Here is a 17,052-nt window from a genome sequence, read left to right on the forward strand (position 1 = left end):
TAAGTCGGTCGGTGATTATAAGAAAGTGCCGTTTTCAAGCTAAGCAACTACTTACTTGTATAGAGGAGCAGTAACTTTTAATGATATACCAATATCCGCAGGTGAAAGTGTATATAAAAAGCCACAATTCCATTATTTACTCTGAGGGATAATTGTGTTAGAATATAATTTGACTATTCCTTTAACACTAAATTGTAATTATGGTAACTACAAGAATTGAAGATTTACCCGAAGATGCAAGACCGTTTGAAAAATACCGGAAGCAAGGGATAACTATGCTTTCCGATGCAGAGCTTCTTGCACTGGTTTTAAGAACCGGAACTAAAAATATCAACTGCATGGAATTATGCAGGAAAGTACTTGAATCAGGCGGAGGAAGCCTTGCCGGACTTTACGGAAAGACTGAAAAAGAACTTTGTAATATTCAGGGAGTTGGTCCGGTTAAAGCGGTGGAAATTATTTGCATTTGTGAACTGGCAAGAAGGATTGCCAGAACAAGGCATTCTTATGATGAACCTTTAGATACCGCAGCTAAGATTTCCAAAAGATATATGGAAGAAATGAGGCATTTCAAAGAGGAGCATGTGGTATTACTGCTTTTAGATATTAAGTGCAGGCTTATCAAAGAACTTACCATAAGTATAGGAACAATCAATCAGTCTTTTCTTCGTCCGAGGGAGGTTTTCATACAGGCACTGAAGTATGAAGCTGTGAATCTGGTACTTATTCACAATCATCCAAGCGGTGATCCTACTCCGAGTAAGGCTGATATTATAGTTACGGATAAGATACTGGAAGTGTCGGAACTTGTAGGGATTCCTCTTGTTGACCATATTATAATAGGTGATTGTTGCTATGTAAGCTTTAGGGAAAAAGGACTGTCAGATTTTGAAACAAAAAAACAGATATTTGAAAGGATTTAGTTATGCTTGGGAAGAGTATTGGTATAGATCTTGGAACTAAAAGAATCAAATATTACAGAAAAGGTGATGGAATAATATTTGATCAGGAAAATTGCATCGCTATAGAGAATAGAGAGGAAATAAGAGCTATAGGTGATGAAGCCGCTGAAATGGTGGGAAGAACTCCGGAAACCATCGAAGTAATCTATCCGGTAAACCGCGGAGTAATAGCCAATGTAAGTGCGATGGAGCTTCTTTTTAATACTTCGTTTGACAGACTGTACGGCAAGGCGAAGAGGGCTTCCGGCACAAGCTTTGTGATAGCTCTTCCTACTGATATTACAGAAGTGGAAAAAAGATCTTTTGCTGACCTCATACATAAATCAGGTATTAAGCCTAAAAATGTATCTTTGGTAGATAAGCCTATTTGCGTTGCTATGGCAGCCGGACTTGATATAATGAAGGCAAAGGGTGTAATGACCGTAGATGTAGGTGCGGACACCACTGAAATAGCCATAATTGCTCTCGGAGGCATAGTGCGCAGCAGACTTTTACCTATAGCCGGCAATAAGTTTGATGAGTCAATTTGCAATTATATAAGGCAGAAGTGTGCATTAGTCATAGGAAAGAGTAATGCTGAACAATTAAAGATGGGTATTGCGGGAGCTTTATCGGGACAGTCACTTACTATGCAGGTGAATGGCAGAGATGTTGTTACCGGCCTTCCAAAGAGAATTGAGATTGAATCGGATATTGTATATGAGGCAATTAAAGAGGATCTTAAAAGTATTACCGAGAATATTAAGAGTACGCTTGAGCATATCCCTCCGGAAGTATCTTCGGATATAATAGATGCAGGTATTTATGTAACAGGCGGTTCAGCTCTGATCGGTAATTTTGACAAGCTTTTAAATGCAGAAACAAATCTTAAAATTAATATACTGGAAGACCCTCAGGACAGCGTTATTAATGGTCTTGGTAAGCTTATTGATGATGATAATTATAAAACACTGCCTTATATCTACAGGCAGCCGGGATATTCAGTTAATTTAAGGAATGTAAATAATGGCATCGCTAAGAAAAAATAAGATTAAGATAAAAATTGTTCCAAGATACTTATTTATTGTTATGGTTGTAATCTGCCTCATACTTCTGTTGGTGTCTTACCGTTTTTCGGATAGTTTAGGACCGGTTAAAACAGCAGTAGGTGATGTGATTACTCCTATGCAGGTGGGAATCAATAAGGTAGGGAGTTATTTTACCTCCAAACTGGATTATTTTAAAAATATTGATGACCTGATTGCAAAGAATAAGGAACTGACTGAGAAATTGGATAAAATCAGCTATGAGAATAAACTTCTTCTTCAGGGAAAGTATGAATTGGATGATTTTAGAAAATTATACAATTTGGATCAAACCTATGCAGATTATCCAAAGGTTGCGGCGAGGGTTATTTCCAAGGGAACAAACAACTGGTACAGTGAATTTAAGATAGATAAGGGAAGTGATGACGGTATTAAGCCGGGCATGAATGTTATGGCCGGAAATGGGCTTGTGGGAATAATTACAAAGGTAGGCCGCAATAATTCAATGGTAAGATCAATAATAGATGACAGCAGTTATGTGATGGGAATGTTGTTGGATACATCTGATACCTGTGTGGTAAAAGGGAATCTGAAACTGCTTGATGAAGGTCATATAGAGGTTACCGACATAAAAAAGGGAGCGGAAGTTAAGGATGGTTATGAGGTTGTGACTTCATATATAAGTCCTAAATATCATCCGGGAATCCTTATAGGATATATCAGTGATATCAAGGTAGATCCCTCAAACATGACTGAATCCGGTTATCTTACGCCTGCAGTTGACTTTTCAAAACTTGATATGGTACTTATAATTACCCGTGAAAAGGAAGAAGAGGAAAACTTGAATTGATGAAACGCATTATAGGTTCTTTTATAATGATGATAATATTGTATCTTATTCAGACTACAATATTTAATAAAATAGCCATAGCAGGCATAAAGCCTAATGTGGTTATAATTTTGGTTGTGGCAATAGGTTATAAATACGGTAAAATACCCGGTATGATGATGGGATTCTTTATGGGACTGTTTTTGGATTTATCAGAATCAGACTATATAGGGTATTATGCTGTTATTTATCTCACTATAGGCTATTTGTTAGGATTTGGTAATAAGCTTTACAGCGGAGAGTCTAATCTGATACCGATAGGGCTGGTTGGAGCATCAGATTTGGTGCTTAATTTCCTGATTTTTGTTACAGGATTTTTGCTCAGAAACAGATTGGATTTTCCTTATTATATCATGAGGATAATTTTACCGGAGGCTGTATATACTATGATAGTAGCAGCTTTGTTTTACAGGATTGTTGATGCTGTATACCTTAAACTGGAAGCAATAGGGAAAGGGGATGAAGCCTAGTTTTGATTGACACTTTGATAACTTTTTTCAAGAATTTTCTTAAGACAAGGACTGTTCCATTAATTGTTATATATTTAACATTCTCTGTTGTTCTGATTTATAAAGTATTTACAATCCAGGTGGTTAAGCAGAAAGACATAGCGGAACATACTGTTACTCAGGATGAAATTACCCGTGAAACCAAAGCGACAAGAGGAAATATTTATGACTGTAACGGAGTGCTTTTGGCATATAACAAGCTCTCTTACAATGTCACTTTACAGGATTATAAGGCATTTGATTCAGATGAAAAAAAGAATGCCATGATTTTCAGACTTATAAAGATAATAGAATCAAACGGCGGAAAATTATTTCCTGAGTTTTACATCGAAAAAGATAAAAAAGGTAACTTAAAATTTACGGTAGAGGGGCTTGCTGAAAGCAGATTTAAGAGAGATGCATATATGCTTACCTCTATTGAAAAACTTACAACTGCACAGCGTAATGCTACAGCTTCTGAGGTGTTTGAGCATCTGAGAAGCGGTGAGCATATGTTTAACATAAGCGATACCTACAGTGTGGATGATGCACTTAAAATAATGAAGGTTCGCTTTGCTTTACTGTTAAATACATATAATAAAGGAAATCCTATTTCAATTGCTGTTAATGTAAATGCAAAGACGGTGGCGGCAGTGCTTGAGAACTCGGCAGAACTTCCGGGGGCTGAAATTGCAGAGCATACCTACAGATATTATAATGACAGCAAATATTTCGCGCATGTACTTGGATATACGGGTAATGTCAATGAAACTGAAATGTCCGAGGACAAAGAAAAGTATTATAATACTACTGACCAGATTGGAAAGTCCGGAGTAGAATATTCCTTTGAAAAATATTTAAGAGGAGTTAAGGGAACAGAGGAAGCTACACTCAACTCGAATTATTATGTTACGGGTGTAAAAACCGTTACCGAACCGAAGGCGGGAGATGACGTATATCTGACTATTGACAGTAAGTTGCAGAAGGTTTGCTATAACATAATTGAAAAAGAATTGGCGGCTGTATTGTTAAGTAAAATTCATAATTCGGCAAGTTATGGAGAAAAAGGAAAAAATTCATATAATATTATGATTCCTATATATGACGTTTATAATGCGCTGTTTGATAACGGAGCCATAGATATACACAGGATTGAAACCAAGAAGGCCGGAAAAGTGGAAAAAGGTGTATATGAAAAGTTTAAGACGGAAGAAAAAAATGTTATAAAAAAACTTAAAGAACTGATGACGGAAAACAGCGTTACTAAAGAGCGTTCCAATAAGACTACCGCTGAATACATAGATTATGTATACACTTACATAAAAAATGAAAAATTGATAGATGTTACTTTGGTAAATGAAGATGATGAGATTTTTAAAGCTTATGTGGATAATAAGAAGAGTTTGGGAGAATTCTTAAAGTATTCGGTATCTAACAAATGGATTAATCTGCCTAAACTTAATATCGGAACAGAATATTTGAGTACGGATGAAATTTACCGGATTTTGTTAAAATATATATTTGAGAATATCACTTCGGATTTGCAGTTTAAGAAAATTATTTATAAGAATCTGATTTTTAATCACACAATATCGGGTACTGAGGTATGTCTGATATTATTTTCACAAGGTTTTCTTAAAAATGATGATACCGCATACCGCAATCTATTAAACGGCTCATTGTCTCCGTATACTTTTATAAGGAGCAAGATTAAGAGCCTTGAAATTACGCCTGCCAATCTGGCTTTAGATCCTTGTTCGGGCTCCATGGTAGTTACCAATCCGAATACGGGGGAAGTTAAGGCATTGGTTTCTTATCCGAGCTATGATAATAATAAGCTTGCCAATCAGATAGATGCAAAATATTATGCCAAACTTCAAACAGATAAATCATATCCGCTTATAAACAGACCTTGTCAGCAAAAGACGGCACCCGGTTCGACTTTTAAGATGATTTCCGCAGCTGCCGATCTTGCTACGGGAGCTGTTGGCGAGAATGAAAAGATTGATGCACAGGTTGTATTTACCAAGACTGATAAACCTGCGTCTTGTTGGAGCAGGGTTCCGCATGGAAAGATTGATATAAGGACTGCTATTGAGGTGTCTTGTAACTACTTTTTCTATGAGACAGGGTACAGAATGAGTTTAGATTCCGAAGGCAAATATGTTTCAAAGCTGGGTCTTGAAAAATTAAATAAATATGCGGCTATGTTCGGCTTTAAAAAAGGTGTTACTTCAGGAATAGAACTGTACGAGTATGAGCCGTCAATATCAGATACAGACTCAGTAAGATCTTCCATAGGTCAGGGCAGCTATGCGTTTACACCAACCCAGATTTCAAGATATGTGTCCTGTATAGCCAATGGCGGCAAACTTAATTATCTTACTGTTATTAAAGAAATTAAAAATCTTGATGGCAAAAAGATTAAAAACACCGTATCAAATGCAGCAAATAAAAAAGCTCCTAAGGTAGAACTGGATCCGAGGATATGGAGTGTAATTAAAGATGGAATGTACAGGGCGGTTAACGGAGACAGGAGTTCACATAAGGAACTTTTTAAGGATATTAAGGACCTGGTGGCAGGAAAGACGGGAACAGCTCAGTTTTCAAATATGAGAGCCGATCATGCTCTTTTTACATCCTATGCTCCTTATAATAAGCCTGAAATATCGGTTACCTGTGTACTTCCTTATGCCTATACTTCAGGAAATGCTGCCAGAGCTGCGGCTGATTTTTATGAGTACTATTATGGTGACGGAGATGAAGAATCATTAAATAAAAAAGCTGTTAAAGATAATGTAGATAATATAATTTCAGATTAGTTAGGAGGCAAAATGAAGCAACCGGTTGTTATTAAGGCAAATAATTATGGCCTGATGATTATTCTTAATCCGGATTTAGAATTTGAGGAGCTATTAAAGGAAGTCGGAGAAAAATTTAAGGAATCCGCTAAATTCTTCGGAAATGTGGATATGGCTGTTTCTTTTGATGGCAGGAAACTTTCGGCTGACGAAGAGGAAAGTATTATTCAGACCATCCTTAAGAATTCCTCCATACATATAGTATGTATAATAGATAATGATCCTGTAAAGGAAGCGAAGTTTAAAAAGAAGTTAGAACAGATGAGTATTTCCGAAGATGCGAGCCTTACTAAAATTCACAAGGGCTACTTCAGATCGGGACAGATGATGGAATTTGATACGGGAGTTGTGATAATCGGAGATATTAATCCGGGTGCAAAGGTTGTGGCAAAAGGTAGCATAGTTGTATTGGGAGCATTAAAAGGCGAAGCGGAGGCAGGTGCGGGCGGAAATGATGATACCTTTATAATTGCCCTTGATATGAATCCGATACAGTTAAGAATAGGCTCTAAAATAGCCAGATGTGCTGATAACTCTGCGATATTAAGTAAATCCAAGTGCCTGTCACCTCAGGTCGCCTTTGTGGAAAATGATAATATTTGTATAGAAGATTTGAATAAAAATGTACTGGATTCACTAAAATTATAAAAAAAGTTGTTTAAGTCACTTGTAATTAATTCATTTTAATTATATTATTATATTGATGAAATTTTGTTTTAGTTAGGAGATTTTTTTTATGGGAGAAGTTATTGTTATAACCTCCGGAAAAGGTGGTGTAGGTAAAACCACCACTACAGCCAATGTAGGTACCGGACTTGCTATGTTAGGTAAAAAAGTTGTTCTTATTGATACCGATATCGGCCTTAGAAACCTTGACGTAGTACTTGGGCTTGAGAACCGCATAGTTTATAATCTAGTAGATGTAATTGAACAGAATTGTAAAATTAAGCAGGCGCTTATTAAAGATAAAAGGTTTGAAACTCTTTATCTGCTTCCAAGTGCACAGACAAGAGATAAAGATGCTGTAAACCCTGAGCAAATGGTTTTACTTACAGAAGAATTAAGGAATGAGTTTGATTATATTATTCTTGATTGTCCTGCCGGAATTGAGCAGGGCTTTAAGAATGCAATAGCGGGTGCAGACAGAGCGATTGTCGTAACCACACCTGAAGTTTCTGCGGTAAGAGATGCGGACAGAATCATAGGACTTCTTGAAGCAAATGAAATCGGAAAGACAGAACTTATCGTAAACAGAATACGTATGGACATGGTTAAAAGAGGCGACATGATGTCAAGTGAGGACGTACTTGATATCTTGGCTGTAAGCCTTCTCGGAGTTGTTCCCGATGATGAAAATATAGTTATTGCAACCAATACAGGTGAGCCGCTCGCAGGAAGTGATTCTCTTGCAGGACAGGCTTATATGAATATATGTAAAAGAATAACGGGTGAGGAGATTCCTTTACTTGACCTTGAAAGTAAAAAAGGATTTTTGGCGCGTCTTGGAGAGTTATTTAAGAAGTAAAGGAGTTAAGCTATGAGTTTAATGGATTTTTTCAGAAAGAAATCTTCAGGACAGAAGGCTGTAGACAGACTGAAACTTGTATTGGTGTCAGACAGGTCAAACTGCTCTCCTGAGATTATGGAACAAATCAAGAATGATATAATTCAGGTTATTTCAAAATATGTTGAAATAGATGTTGAAGGACTTGATATTAAAATTGAACAAACAGAGTCAGAAACAGGAAATGTAACTGTTCCGGCAATTTGTGCCAGTATCCCTGTAAAAGAAATTAAAGGGAAAAGGTCATAAAGGATACCGATGTTTAAAAATAAGAAGTATGATTTAAAAGATTTTAGCTTTTCCCTGCTGATAGCTGTATTGGTGCTTTGTTCCATCAGCATATTCTGTCTGTTTAAGTCGGAAGGCTTTGGCATGGCAAGGAGACAGCTTATAGGTGTTGCTTTAGGTGTTGTTGTAGCTCTGATAGGTGCTATGATTGATTATCACTTTATATGTAAATTTGTTATATTATACTATATTATCGGAGTGATAATGCTGGTTATGGTTAAATTTACACGTTTTGGATTTGACCATAAAACAGGAGCTTTCAGGTGGCTAAGTATAGGTTCTACTGAAATACAGCCGTCGGAGCTTGTAAAAATAATTCTTATAGTGGTACTTGCGGTACTATTTACTAAAGTTCAGAATAAACTGAATAAGTGGAGTATATTTTTGCTATCCGGTATTATAATGTTTTTACCGACTTCACTTATTCTTATACAGACAGATCTTTCATCAAGCATGGTTTGCATATTTATTTTTGCCGTAATGATATTTATGGCAGGACTCAGTCTTAAGATTATCGGAATTACAGTAGCTGTATCAGTTCCTGTGGGTGTTGCTCTTTTCTGGTATGTAATACAACCGGGGCAAAAGCTTCTTACAATGAAGCAGCAAGAGAGAATACTTAGTTTTTTGGATCCTGAAAAATATGCTCTTACAGGACAGTATCAGCAGATTAATTCAGTAAATGCAATAGCTGCGGGTAAAGTCTTGGGAAAGACACTTTTAGGAGATACATCGGATTTCAGGCTTTATAATAAGGTTTACGTAAATGAAAGTGATTTCATTTTTTCGGTAATAGCAGAAGAATTAGGTTTTATAGGTTGTTTTTTTGTTATCGCCTTGTTTGCTTTCGTTGTTTTTAAATGTATAATGATTGCCGGAAAAGCAAATGATATTACCGGCAAGATGATAGCTATAGGAGTGTCGGCTATGCTTATGTTTCAGTCTTTTGTAAACATAGGTGTTAATACAGCCCTGCTTCCGAATACAGGTTTACCGTTGCCGTTTATGAGTTATGGATTATCTTCTTTATTGAGTAATTTTTTGGGGATAGCTCTGGTTTTGAATGTAGGTCTTCAAAAATCAAAACATGGCTTGACTTTTAATACCGGTGAAAATGAAATATTATTTTAACAAATATTAATATATAAGGGGTGGATTATGAACATTGGATTGGTTGCACATGATGCTAAAAAGAAGCTTATGCAGAATTTCTGCATAGCTTACAGAGGAATTTTAGGCAAGAATACTTTGTATGCAACAGGAACAACAGGTAGACTTATTGAAGAAGTTACCAATTTGAATGTGCATAAATATCTTGCAGGACATTTGGGGGGAGAGCAACAGATGGCTGCTCAAATCGATCACAACGAAATAGACTTGGTTATATTTTTAAGAGATCCATTATCCTCAAAGACACATGAACCTAATATCAGTAATATCTTAAGACTTTGTGATATTAATAATATTCCTGCTGCTACTAATCTTGCGTCAGCAGAGCTTATGATTAAGGCTTTGGACAGGGGAGATCTTGACTGGAGAGAGTTGTATAAGTCATGATAATAAAGATGAGGAAAATTATTCTTGTACTTTTAACGGGGATTATGCTTACAGGTTGCGGAAATGATAATATAGCATATTTCCCATACGGAGACAGTGGAAATACAGGGGGAGCTTATGAGGTAACAACTTCTGATACAGGGCTCTCTCTTATGTCTGACGGACTTTGTGTTTTGTCTGATAAGAATGTCAATAATTTAACAGACAAACCTTCTTTTAATGCAAAGTCGGTAATAGTTTCAAGCGATGAAGAAGCTATTTATTCAAAAAACTGTTTCAAAAAAATGTATCCTGCCAGCCTTACCAAGATGATGACTGCTTATGTGGTTTTTGCTAAAGAAAAAAATCTGGACAGAACTGTTAAGATAGATGGTGAATCTATTAAAATTTCTGAACCGCTGGCAAAGAAGATAAGGTTGATGGATGGCGATGAAGTTACAATAAGGCAGCTTCTCAATGCGGCTTTAGTGACTTCGGCAAATGATGCTGCTAAGGCTTTGGCTGTTGCGGTAGCGGGAAGTGAAGAAAAGTTTGCCGCTCTTATGAATGAAGAAGCTAAAAAAATCGGGGCAACTCACAGCAGGTTTGTAAACAGTACAGGCCTTCATGACACAGCACATTACTCTACTTTATATGATTTATATCTGATTTTTAATGAACTTCTCAAAAATTCTGAATTTGTCAAGATAGTGAATCAGGGTTCGTATACTATGAAACATAAGAACAGTGCAGGAGTTGAGGTTGTTAAAACAATGTCATCAACCAATCAGTATCTTGCGGGAGTCATGAAAGTGCCTGACGGATATACGGTCATAGGCGGTAAGACAGGTACTACGGATGAAGCGGGCTCTTGTATTCTTATGTCGTTTAAGTCATCTTCGGATAAAAAATATATAGTCGGAGTGCTGAAGGCATCCGATGCGCTGAACCTCTACGCACAGCTTGGCACAGTTTTTGAAAACTTACCACAAAATATACCAAACTGATTGAATTTTATAATAATTTGACATATAATGTTATTGATTAATAAACTTTTTATACTCATACTAAAGGAGGGTTTTACTATGGTTAATATTGTTTGTGGGGAAAAGGGAAAAGGCAAAACAAAAGTAATTCTTGAGAAGGCTAATGAGGCAGTTAAAACTTCAGGGGGGAATGTTGTATTCTTAGATAAGGATCTGGCTCATATGTATGAACTTAACAATAAGATTCGTCTTATAAATGTCAAAGATTTTTTTGTGGCCAATTCAAGTGAATTTGTTGGATTTATTTGTGGAATTGTTTCACAGGATCATGATCTTGAGGCTATCTTCCTTGACAGTTTCTTAAAGATTTCCTGTACAGATAAAGATACTATGAAACCTGTTCTTGATAAAATAATTCAGGTTGCGGATAAGTATAGTGTAGATATAATTCTCAGTCTTTCGGTTAAAAGTGAGGATGTACCTGAGGAATATAAGCATAATGTGCTGGTTTCCTTATAGGAACAAAAGGTTAAATTTCAAACTGTCACATTAATAAAGGTGTGGCAGTTTGTTTATTTGGAGGAATAGATATTGGCTAAACAAAACTTGGCTAAGAAAAGAAAAAACAATGTTGTTCATTATGAAGACAGAAAACCGGCTAAAAAACATTTCAATGTAGGATATTTTTTGTTTTTCATTATATTTGTTTATATTTTAGGGCATACAGCAATTTTTATGTCCAGAGAAAAGACTTCTGTATACAGGGTAGTGAGTGATGAAAAATCCGAAGTTATTAATACAACTGGGCTTGCGCTTAGAAAAGAAAGAATTTTTAAGTCTAAAGAAGCAGGCTATATTAACTATTATGTAAGCGGGAACTCCAGAGTACATAAGGGTGAGGTAGTATTTTCCATAGATAAAACAGGAAGCATTTACTCAAAACTTATGATGGATGATCAGACCGATGAATCAGGTGAGAGGTTGACAGGTATATTACATCAGTTTCAGATTAATAGGGATGATAACTTTGGCAGTACATACAGCTTGAAGGAGTCTATGAATGAAACTGTAATGACCACATCGGGTAAAATGGTAATGGCTAAGCTTAATAAGGCAACAGATGCAAGTGAATATTTAAACTTAAACTATGCTGATGATAGTGGAATTGTTGTTTATGGAGCAGATGGGCTGGAAGACATGACAGAAGAAAAGATTACTCAGGATATATTTGAAAAACAAAATAGCTACATACTTAAGACGGCGGCTGAAAATGAAGGCAAGGTAGAAACCGGTGAGGCTGTGTATAAACTTATTTCGGATGAAGTTTGGAATGTAGTGGTTCCGATAAACGAAACCCAGAAGGAACTTTTAAAAGAGAAAACCTATGTGGATGCAGTGGTTGATAATAAGGGATTTATTGCCAGAGCTCAAGCAAGAATAGCAGAAATAAACGGTGGTAACTATTTGGTTCTGAAATTTTTTAATTATATGGTTGATTATGCTGATAAGAGATTTGTAAATATATACATAGTACTTAAAAGCATAACCGGCTTAAAAGTTCCAAAGTCATCTGTAGTGGAAAGGCAGGTATATGAGATTCCTGAAGAATACTATGTAGGTGGAGGGGGAAACAGAAGCGGAGGTTTTACGATTCAGACCGTAGGCAAAAATAATGAAATTATAACCAAATATATTGAAACTGAAATATGCTACAAAGATGATAAAAATAAAATGATTTATATAGATCTGAATGAAAGTTTTAAGCCCGGAGATGAGATTATAGAGCCTAATAGCGGTAATATTTATAAAATCAGTAAAACAAAACTGTTAAAAGGCGTGTATAATATAAATAACGGTTACCCAAGATTCAGACATGTAGAGCCTGACACGGAAAATATAAACAGTGATGACAGTGAATATTATCTTATACCGAGTGATAAGGGCTATTTCTTAAATGAGTATGATAATATAATATTAAATGCTGACAAGGTTGGTAAGGAGTAGAATGAGTATAACTGAAAATCTTAGTATGGTTGAAAATAAGATAGCGGCTGCCTGTAAGCGGGCAGGAAGAGAAAGAGATGAAGTAAAGCTGATAGCGGTAAGTAAAACACAGCCTGTGGAAGCTATCAGAGAAGCGATTGAGTACGGTATTAACTCTTTTGGAGAAAACAGAGTTCAGGAATTGAGGGAAAAAACAGAGATTATCAAGGATAATCTTGACTGGCATCTTATAGGACATCTCCAGACCAACAAAGTAAAATATGTGGTTGGGAAGGTTTCGCTTATTCATTCACTTGAAAACATAAGACTGGCTGAGGCGCTGGATAAAGAAGCCGCTAAGCTTGGAATTACGGTAGATGTACTTGCGGAAATCAATGTTGCAAAGGAAGCTTCCAAGTTTGGAGTAAATCCGGAAGATGCGGAGAATTTTATAAGGGAAGTGTCAAAATTTCCCAATATAAATATAAAAGGACTGATGACAGTGGCACCATATACCGATATATCAGAGGAGAATCGTAAATATTTTAGGCAACTAAAAAAAATAATGGTTGACTTGAATAGCAAAAACATTCATAATGTGAGTATGAATGTCCTTTCGATGGGAATGACCGGTGATTATGAAGTAGCGATAGAAGAAGGGGCTACTTTAGTAAGAGTAGGTACCGGTATCTTTGGAAGCAGGAATTATGATATTTGATTATAAGAAATAGGAGTGAATATATGTTTAAAAAGATTAGTCAAATTTTTAGTACAATTAAAGACGGTAATGATCTTGATGATGACTATGATGAGGATTATGATGATGAAATGGAGCAGGATGCTGTAGAGGAGTCAAGGTCAAGACTGAGCAGAAGAAGAACTGAATATGAAGATGACTATGATGATGAGGACGAGGAATATTCCACTTCATTTTTTGACAGAAAGAAGAAGACTGCAAAAGATAATCAGAAAGTTATACCTATAAGGCGAAGCAGTAAAACGGGAATTGAAGTCTGTGTTACTATGCCTAAAGGATTTGATGAGGTTGAGGATATTTGTGACAAACTGCTTGCAGGCTCAATAGTTGCGTTAAATCTTGAGGCTTTGGATACCATGGAAGCTCAGCGTATAGTGGACTTTGTATTCGGAACCATGCATGCAATCAATGGAAAATTTAGAGCGGTATCTAAGTATGTCTACATCATTTCGCCTGAAAATGTTGAATTATCGGTAGAAAATGAGGAAGAGCTCATAGATACTTTATTTGCAGTACCTAAAATTAATGGTCAGTAATATGGATAAAGAAGATAATTTGGTATTCAGGCACCTGCTTGACTTGGCAAAGGTGTCTCATGCCGGGGATATCAGTGTTTTTTCAGATTTTCTAAATGTCAGGGAAGTTGCGGTTTTAAAAAGACAAGTAGCAGACCTTCCGGTTGGAAGGTTTTTCATTTTTGGAGGTATAGAAGACGCTGAAAGAGTGATGGTTTGCTTTCCGTCTTCGTATGAAGAGAGGGAAGATATTGACTTTCCTATAAGCTGTATAGAGATTCAAATTAAGAGTTCTAAGTTTGAAAGTAACTCTCTTACCCATAGGGATTTTCTTGGTGCTATACTCGGAGTTGGAATAGACAGAAAATTAATCGGCGATATTTATACGGTATCGGAAGATAAGAGTGTAGTCAAGGCCTTTGTTTTATGTCAAAATAAGATTACGGATTTTCTTATAAGTGAATTACATCAAATTGGAAGATGTCAGGTAAGTTGTACCAAAGTTGAAACCACAGACATTATGTCGGTGAGAAGGATTGAAGATAAGTACGGAACAGTTCCTTCACTCAGATTAGATGTAATTATCGGTGAAGCATTGAATCTTTCAAGAACAAAGGTTAAGGCGTTAATTGACAGTGATAAGGTTGCTGTAAATTCCGCTCAGATATCATCAAGTCATTATCAGGTTATGCCAAAGGATATAATCTCTGTAAGAGGTTTTGGTAAATTTATATTTTACGAAAGTTTAGGACGGACGAAAAAAGACAGAATACAGATTCATTTAGGAAAATATTGCTAATTATTAGGAGGGATTATGCTTTCATTAAACGAAATCAGAAATCATGAATTTAAGTGGGGAATTGGTTATTCTAAGAAGAGTGTAGACGAGTTCATGTTGGAAATAGCCGGTTCATATGATGAAATGTATAAAGAAACTATTGAACTTAAAGATAAGATGGCATCTTTAAGCGAGGGGCTTCAATATTATAAGTCAATAGAAAAAACTTTGCAGAAGGCAATGGTACTTGTTCAAAAGGCTTCTGATGAAGAACGTGAAAAGGCTATGAATAATGCAAAACTTATCGAAAAAGAAGCTCATACCAGAGCGGAAGAGGTTCTTACTCAGGCTAAGTACGATTTGGATTCTATATTCAGACAAACCGATGATTTAAATAGGAGATTTGAATTATACAAGGCTCATATAAGAAATCTGATAACCACACAGTTGGAATTGGTTGACAGTGATTCATACAACATAACAGTAAATGATTTGGAAGGATATCTTAAGTTAAAGCAAAAACTTGAAGATGTCAAAGACATTGTTCATGAAAAAGTTGAAGCAACAAAAACCGGTGGGACTGAAAACGAAAAAGCCAAGTTTGAAGAAGCGAAGGCGGAAGTGATTCAACCTGACATAATTAAACCTGACATACTTAAAAATGATGAAGTTGTGGTTGAAGAACTTAGTGAAAATGAAGCAGAAATTGAAAAATACATTATTGAAGAACTTAAAAAAAGCGAAGCGGATGTAGGAAAAAACATAATTGAAGAACTTAGAAAAAGAGAAGTAGAAGCTGAAAAGAATAAAAAGGAAGAACTTAGGAAGAAAGAAGCTGAAGCTGAAAAGAATAAAAAGGAAGAACTTAAGAAAAAAGAAGCTGAAGCTGAAAAGAACAGAAGGGAAGAACTTAGACGACTGGAACTTGACTTTGAACAGAATAAAAGTGAAGAATTAAGGAAAAGTGAAGTTGAGATTGATCAGAGCATAGATGAAGAACTTAATAAAATAGTGGCAGAAGCTGAAAGAAATAAAAATGAAGAAGCTAAAAACGAAGAAGTTAAAAACGAAGAACCTAAAAGAAGTGATATAAGGTTTGAAAAGAACAGAATTGACGGACTCAGAAAAGAAAGGGTTCATAATGCAAAAATGAATGCTTCTTCCATAAAAGAAAATCTAATAAGCCGTATACCTAATGAAAACGTAAATATGGGTAGAGCAATAACTCGTCCGTTTGCGGAAAAAGGTGATATGGATAATTTGAACAGAAAAGCGTTAGTCAACAGATATAGGAATAGTGAAAATGAACGTGAGTAAAAAGTTGAATGTGAAAGTCGGTTCTGAAGAGAATAAATCATATGACATAATTGTCGAATCGAATTTTGACAAGCTGTCCGGTCTGCTTTCAGAATTGTTCTTATCTTGTAATAAGCTTATGCTGGTATTTGATTCTAATACTGACAGGTTTTTTAAGGGAAGATTGGTGCAGAAATTAAAAAACACTGGAAAAGAGCTGCATACTTTTACTTTTCCGGCAGGTGAGGATAATAAGAATATTTCAACAGTTCAAAGTCTGTATGAGGAACTTATTAACAAAAACTTTGAGAGAAAAGATGTGATACTTGCGGTAGGCGGTGGAGTTGTGGGTGATTTAGCCGGTTTTGCCGCCGCTACCTACTTAAGAGGAATAAGGTTTGCCGGGATTCCGACTACACTTTTAGCTATGTCTGACTCAAGCGTAGGCGGCAAGACAGGTGTGGATTTTATGGCATATAAAAACATGGTCGGAGCCTTTCACCAACCAAGCCTGGTCTACATGAATACTGATAGTTTAACTTCTCTTCCGGAGAGAGAGTATCTTTCCGGAGTGGCGGAGGTTATTAAGTATGGCTATATATGGGATAAGGAATTTTTAAGTTATCTAAAAGAAAATACCGATAAAATCATATCTAAGGATGAAGAAGCTCTGGAGTATATAATATATAACTCTTGCAGAATAAAAAAAGAGGTTGTTGAAAATGATCCTCTTGAAAAAGGACTTCGTGCAATACTGAATTTTGGACATACAATAGGACATGCGGTTGAAAAACTGATGAATTTTGATTTGCTTCATGGAGAGTGTGTGGCTCTTGGAATGATATCTGCGTGCAGGATGGCGGTGGAACGCGGACTTGTGTCAGAGAGTGAACTTGAAGACATGAAGAAGATTCTTACAGAATATAAGCTTTTTAATAAAATCTCATTATCTGCTGTTGATTTTAGTATAGAAGATGTGCTTAAGGCAACAAAGTCTGATAAGAAGATGCAGGGTGGAAAGATTAAATTTATTCTTACAAAAGAAGTTGGAAAAGCAGAAATTTATACTGACATTACTGATGAAGAGATGATAGTTGGAATTAAAGAAATTTTTGAAGGTTGAC

General features: G+C 36.0%; 18 protein-coding genes. All 18 read left to right on the top strand.

Going from position 1 to position 17,052, the window contains the following annotated elements; translation table 11 throughout:
• The first annotated feature begins 200 nt into the window (after positions 1-200).
• Positions 201-923 carry a RadC family protein gene (radC, locus tag GCWU000282_RS00460; RefSeq protein WP_023352999.1) on the top strand — a complete coding sequence of 241 codons (723 nt, stop codon included), beginning with the start codon at positions 201-203 and terminating at the stop codon, positions 921-923.
• A gap of 2 nt (positions 924-925) precedes the next feature.
• Positions 926-1,990 carry a rod shape-determining protein gene (gene mreB, locus GCWU000282_RS00465; RefSeq protein WP_023353000.1) on the top strand — a complete coding sequence of 355 codons (1,065 nt, stop codon included), beginning with the start codon at positions 926-928 and terminating at the stop codon, positions 1,988-1,990.
• The gene (gene mreC, locus GCWU000282_RS00470) at positions 1,968-2,837 is read left to right on the top strand and encodes a rod shape-determining protein MreC (RefSeq protein WP_023353001.1); all 870 of its coding nucleotides are present in this window, start codon (positions 1,968-1,970) and stop codon (positions 2,835-2,837) included. The genes mreB and mreC overlap by 23 nt, the downstream gene beginning before the upstream one ends.
• Complete coding sequence (mreD, locus tag GCWU000282_RS00475; protein WP_023353002.1) at positions 2,837-3,346, top strand: rod shape-determining protein MreD; 510 nt, start codon at positions 2,837-2,839, stop codon at positions 3,344-3,346. The genes mreC and mreD overlap by 1 nt, the downstream gene beginning before the upstream one ends.
• Before the next feature lie 2 nt (positions 3,347-3,348).
• Positions 3,349-6,186 carry a penicillin-binding transpeptidase domain-containing protein gene (locus GCWU000282_RS00480; protein ID WP_023353003.1) on the top strand — a complete coding sequence of 946 codons (2,838 nt, stop codon included), beginning with the start codon at positions 3,349-3,351 and terminating at the stop codon, positions 6,184-6,186.
• 12 nt (positions 6,187-6,198) lie between these two features.
• Positions 6,199-6,873, top strand: coding sequence for a septum site-determining protein MinC (locus tag GCWU000282_RS00485; protein WP_023353004.1), 675 nt, complete (start codon positions 6,199-6,201; stop codon positions 6,871-6,873).
• A gap of 88 nt (positions 6,874-6,961) precedes the next feature.
• A complete protein-coding gene (minD, locus tag GCWU000282_RS00490) occupies positions 6,962-7,750 on the top strand; it encodes a septum site-determining protein MinD (protein ID WP_023353005.1) in 789 nt (262 codons plus the stop codon).
• A 12-nt stretch (positions 7,751-7,762) separates the two neighbouring features.
• Entirely contained in the window at positions 7,763-8,038 is a 276-nt protein-coding gene (minE, locus tag GCWU000282_RS00495) for a cell division topological specificity factor MinE (protein WP_035038879.1), read from the top strand.
• A gap of 9 nt (positions 8,039-8,047) precedes the next feature.
• Entirely contained in the window at positions 8,048-9,208 is a 1,161-nt protein-coding gene (locus GCWU000282_RS00500; RefSeq protein WP_023353007.1) for an FtsW/RodA/SpoVE family cell cycle protein, read from the top strand.
• Between the two features lie 27 nt (positions 9,209-9,235).
• Positions 9,236-9,634 (top strand): methylglyoxal synthase, encoded by a 399-nt coding sequence (mgsA, locus tag GCWU000282_RS00505; protein ID WP_023353008.1) that lies wholly within the window; start codon positions 9,236-9,238, stop codon positions 9,632-9,634.
• Complete coding sequence (locus GCWU000282_RS00510; protein ID WP_023353009.1) at positions 9,631-10,620, top strand: D-alanyl-D-alanine carboxypeptidase family protein; 990 nt, start codon at positions 9,631-9,633, stop codon at positions 10,618-10,620. Before mgsA ends, GCWU000282_RS00510 begins: the two co-directional genes overlap by 4 nt.
• A gap of 78 nt (positions 10,621-10,698) precedes the next feature.
• Positions 10,699-11,118: a hypothetical protein gene (locus tag GCWU000282_RS00515; RefSeq protein ID WP_035038883.1), complete on the top strand. Its 420-nt coding sequence runs from the start codon at positions 10,699-10,701 to the stop codon at positions 11,116-11,118.
• A 72-nt stretch (positions 11,119-11,190) separates the two neighbouring features.
• Complete coding sequence (locus GCWU000282_RS00520) at positions 11,191-12,603, top strand: HlyD family efflux transporter periplasmic adaptor subunit (RefSeq protein ID WP_023353011.1); 1,413 nt, start codon at positions 11,191-11,193, stop codon at positions 12,601-12,603.
• A 1-nt stretch (position 12,604) separates the two neighbouring features.
• A complete protein-coding gene (locus GCWU000282_RS00525) occupies positions 12,605-13,300 on the top strand; it encodes a YggS family pyridoxal phosphate-dependent enzyme (RefSeq protein WP_023353012.1) in 696 nt (231 codons plus the stop codon).
• Between the two features lie 23 nt (positions 13,301-13,323).
• Complete coding sequence (locus tag GCWU000282_RS00530; protein WP_023353013.1) at positions 13,324-13,875, top strand: cell division protein SepF; 552 nt, start codon at positions 13,324-13,326, stop codon at positions 13,873-13,875.
• 1 nt (position 13,876) lies between these two features.
• Positions 13,877-14,653 carry a YlmH family RNA-binding protein gene (locus tag GCWU000282_RS00535; protein WP_035039266.1) on the top strand — a complete coding sequence of 259 codons (777 nt, stop codon included), beginning with the start codon at positions 13,877-13,879 and terminating at the stop codon, positions 14,651-14,653.
• 15 nt (positions 14,654-14,668) lie between these two features.
• Positions 14,669-15,949 (top strand): DivIVA domain-containing protein, encoded by a 1,281-nt coding sequence (locus GCWU000282_RS00540; RefSeq protein ID WP_023353015.1) that lies wholly within the window; start codon positions 14,669-14,671, stop codon positions 15,947-15,949.
• Entirely contained in the window at positions 15,936-17,051 is a 1,116-nt protein-coding gene (gene aroB / locus GCWU000282_RS00545; RefSeq protein ID WP_023353016.1) for a 3-dehydroquinate synthase, read from the top strand. The genes GCWU000282_RS00540 and aroB overlap by 14 nt, the downstream gene beginning before the upstream one ends.
• The last annotated feature ends 1 nt before the right edge of the window (position 17,052 follow it).

This window comes from Catonella morbi ATCC 51271, assembly GCF_000160035.2.
Classification (GTDB): Bacteria; Bacillota; Clostridia; order Lachnospirales; family Lachnospiraceae; genus Catonella; species Catonella morbi.

Coding starts and splice junctions, on each gene's coding strand:
- radC (WP_023352999.1), top strand. CDS start 201: ATGGTAACTACAAGAATTGAAGATTTACCCGAAGATGCAAGACCGTTT.
- mreB (WP_023353000.1), top strand. CDS start 926: ATGCTTGGGAAGAGTATTGGTATAGATCTTGGAACTAAAAGAATCAAA.
- mreC (WP_023353001.1), top strand. CDS start 1,968: ATGGCATCGCTAAGAAAAAATAAGATTAAGATAAAAATTGTTCCAAGA.
- mreD (WP_023353002.1), top strand. CDS start 2,837: ATGAAACGCATTATAGGTTCTTTTATAATGATGATAATATTGTATCTT.
- GCWU000282_RS00485 (WP_023353004.1), top strand. CDS start 6,199: ATGAAGCAACCGGTTGTTATTAAGGCAAATAATTATGGCCTGATGATT.
- minD (WP_023353005.1), top strand. CDS start 6,962: ATGGGAGAAGTTATTGTTATAACCTCCGGAAAAGGTGGTGTAGGTAAA.
- minE (WP_035038879.1), top strand. CDS start 7,763: ATGAGTTTAATGGATTTTTTCAGAAAGAAATCTTCAGGACAGAAGGCT.
- GCWU000282_RS00500 (WP_023353007.1), top strand. CDS start 8,048: ATGTTTAAAAATAAGAAGTATGATTTAAAAGATTTTAGCTTTTCCCTG.
- mgsA (WP_023353008.1), top strand. CDS start 9,236: ATGAACATTGGATTGGTTGCACATGATGCTAAAAAGAAGCTTATGCAG.
- GCWU000282_RS00510 (WP_023353009.1), top strand. CDS start 9,631: ATGATAATAAAGATGAGGAAAATTATTCTTGTACTTTTAACGGGGATT.
- GCWU000282_RS00515 (WP_035038883.1), top strand. CDS start 10,699: ATGGTTAATATTGTTTGTGGGGAAAAGGGAAAAGGCAAAACAAAAGTA.
- GCWU000282_RS00525 (WP_023353012.1), top strand. CDS start 12,605: ATGAGTATAACTGAAAATCTTAGTATGGTTGAAAATAAGATAGCGGCT.
- GCWU000282_RS00530 (WP_023353013.1), top strand. CDS start 13,324: ATGTTTAAAAAGATTAGTCAAATTTTTAGTACAATTAAAGACGGTAAT.
- GCWU000282_RS00535 (WP_035039266.1), top strand. CDS start 13,877: ATGGATAAAGAAGATAATTTGGTATTCAGGCACCTGCTTGACTTGGCA.
- GCWU000282_RS00540 (WP_023353015.1), top strand. CDS start 14,669: ATGCTTTCATTAAACGAAATCAGAAATCATGAATTTAAGTGGGGAATT.
- aroB (WP_023353016.1), top strand. CDS start 15,936: ATGAACGTGAGTAAAAAGTTGAATGTGAAAGTCGGTTCTGAAGAGAAT.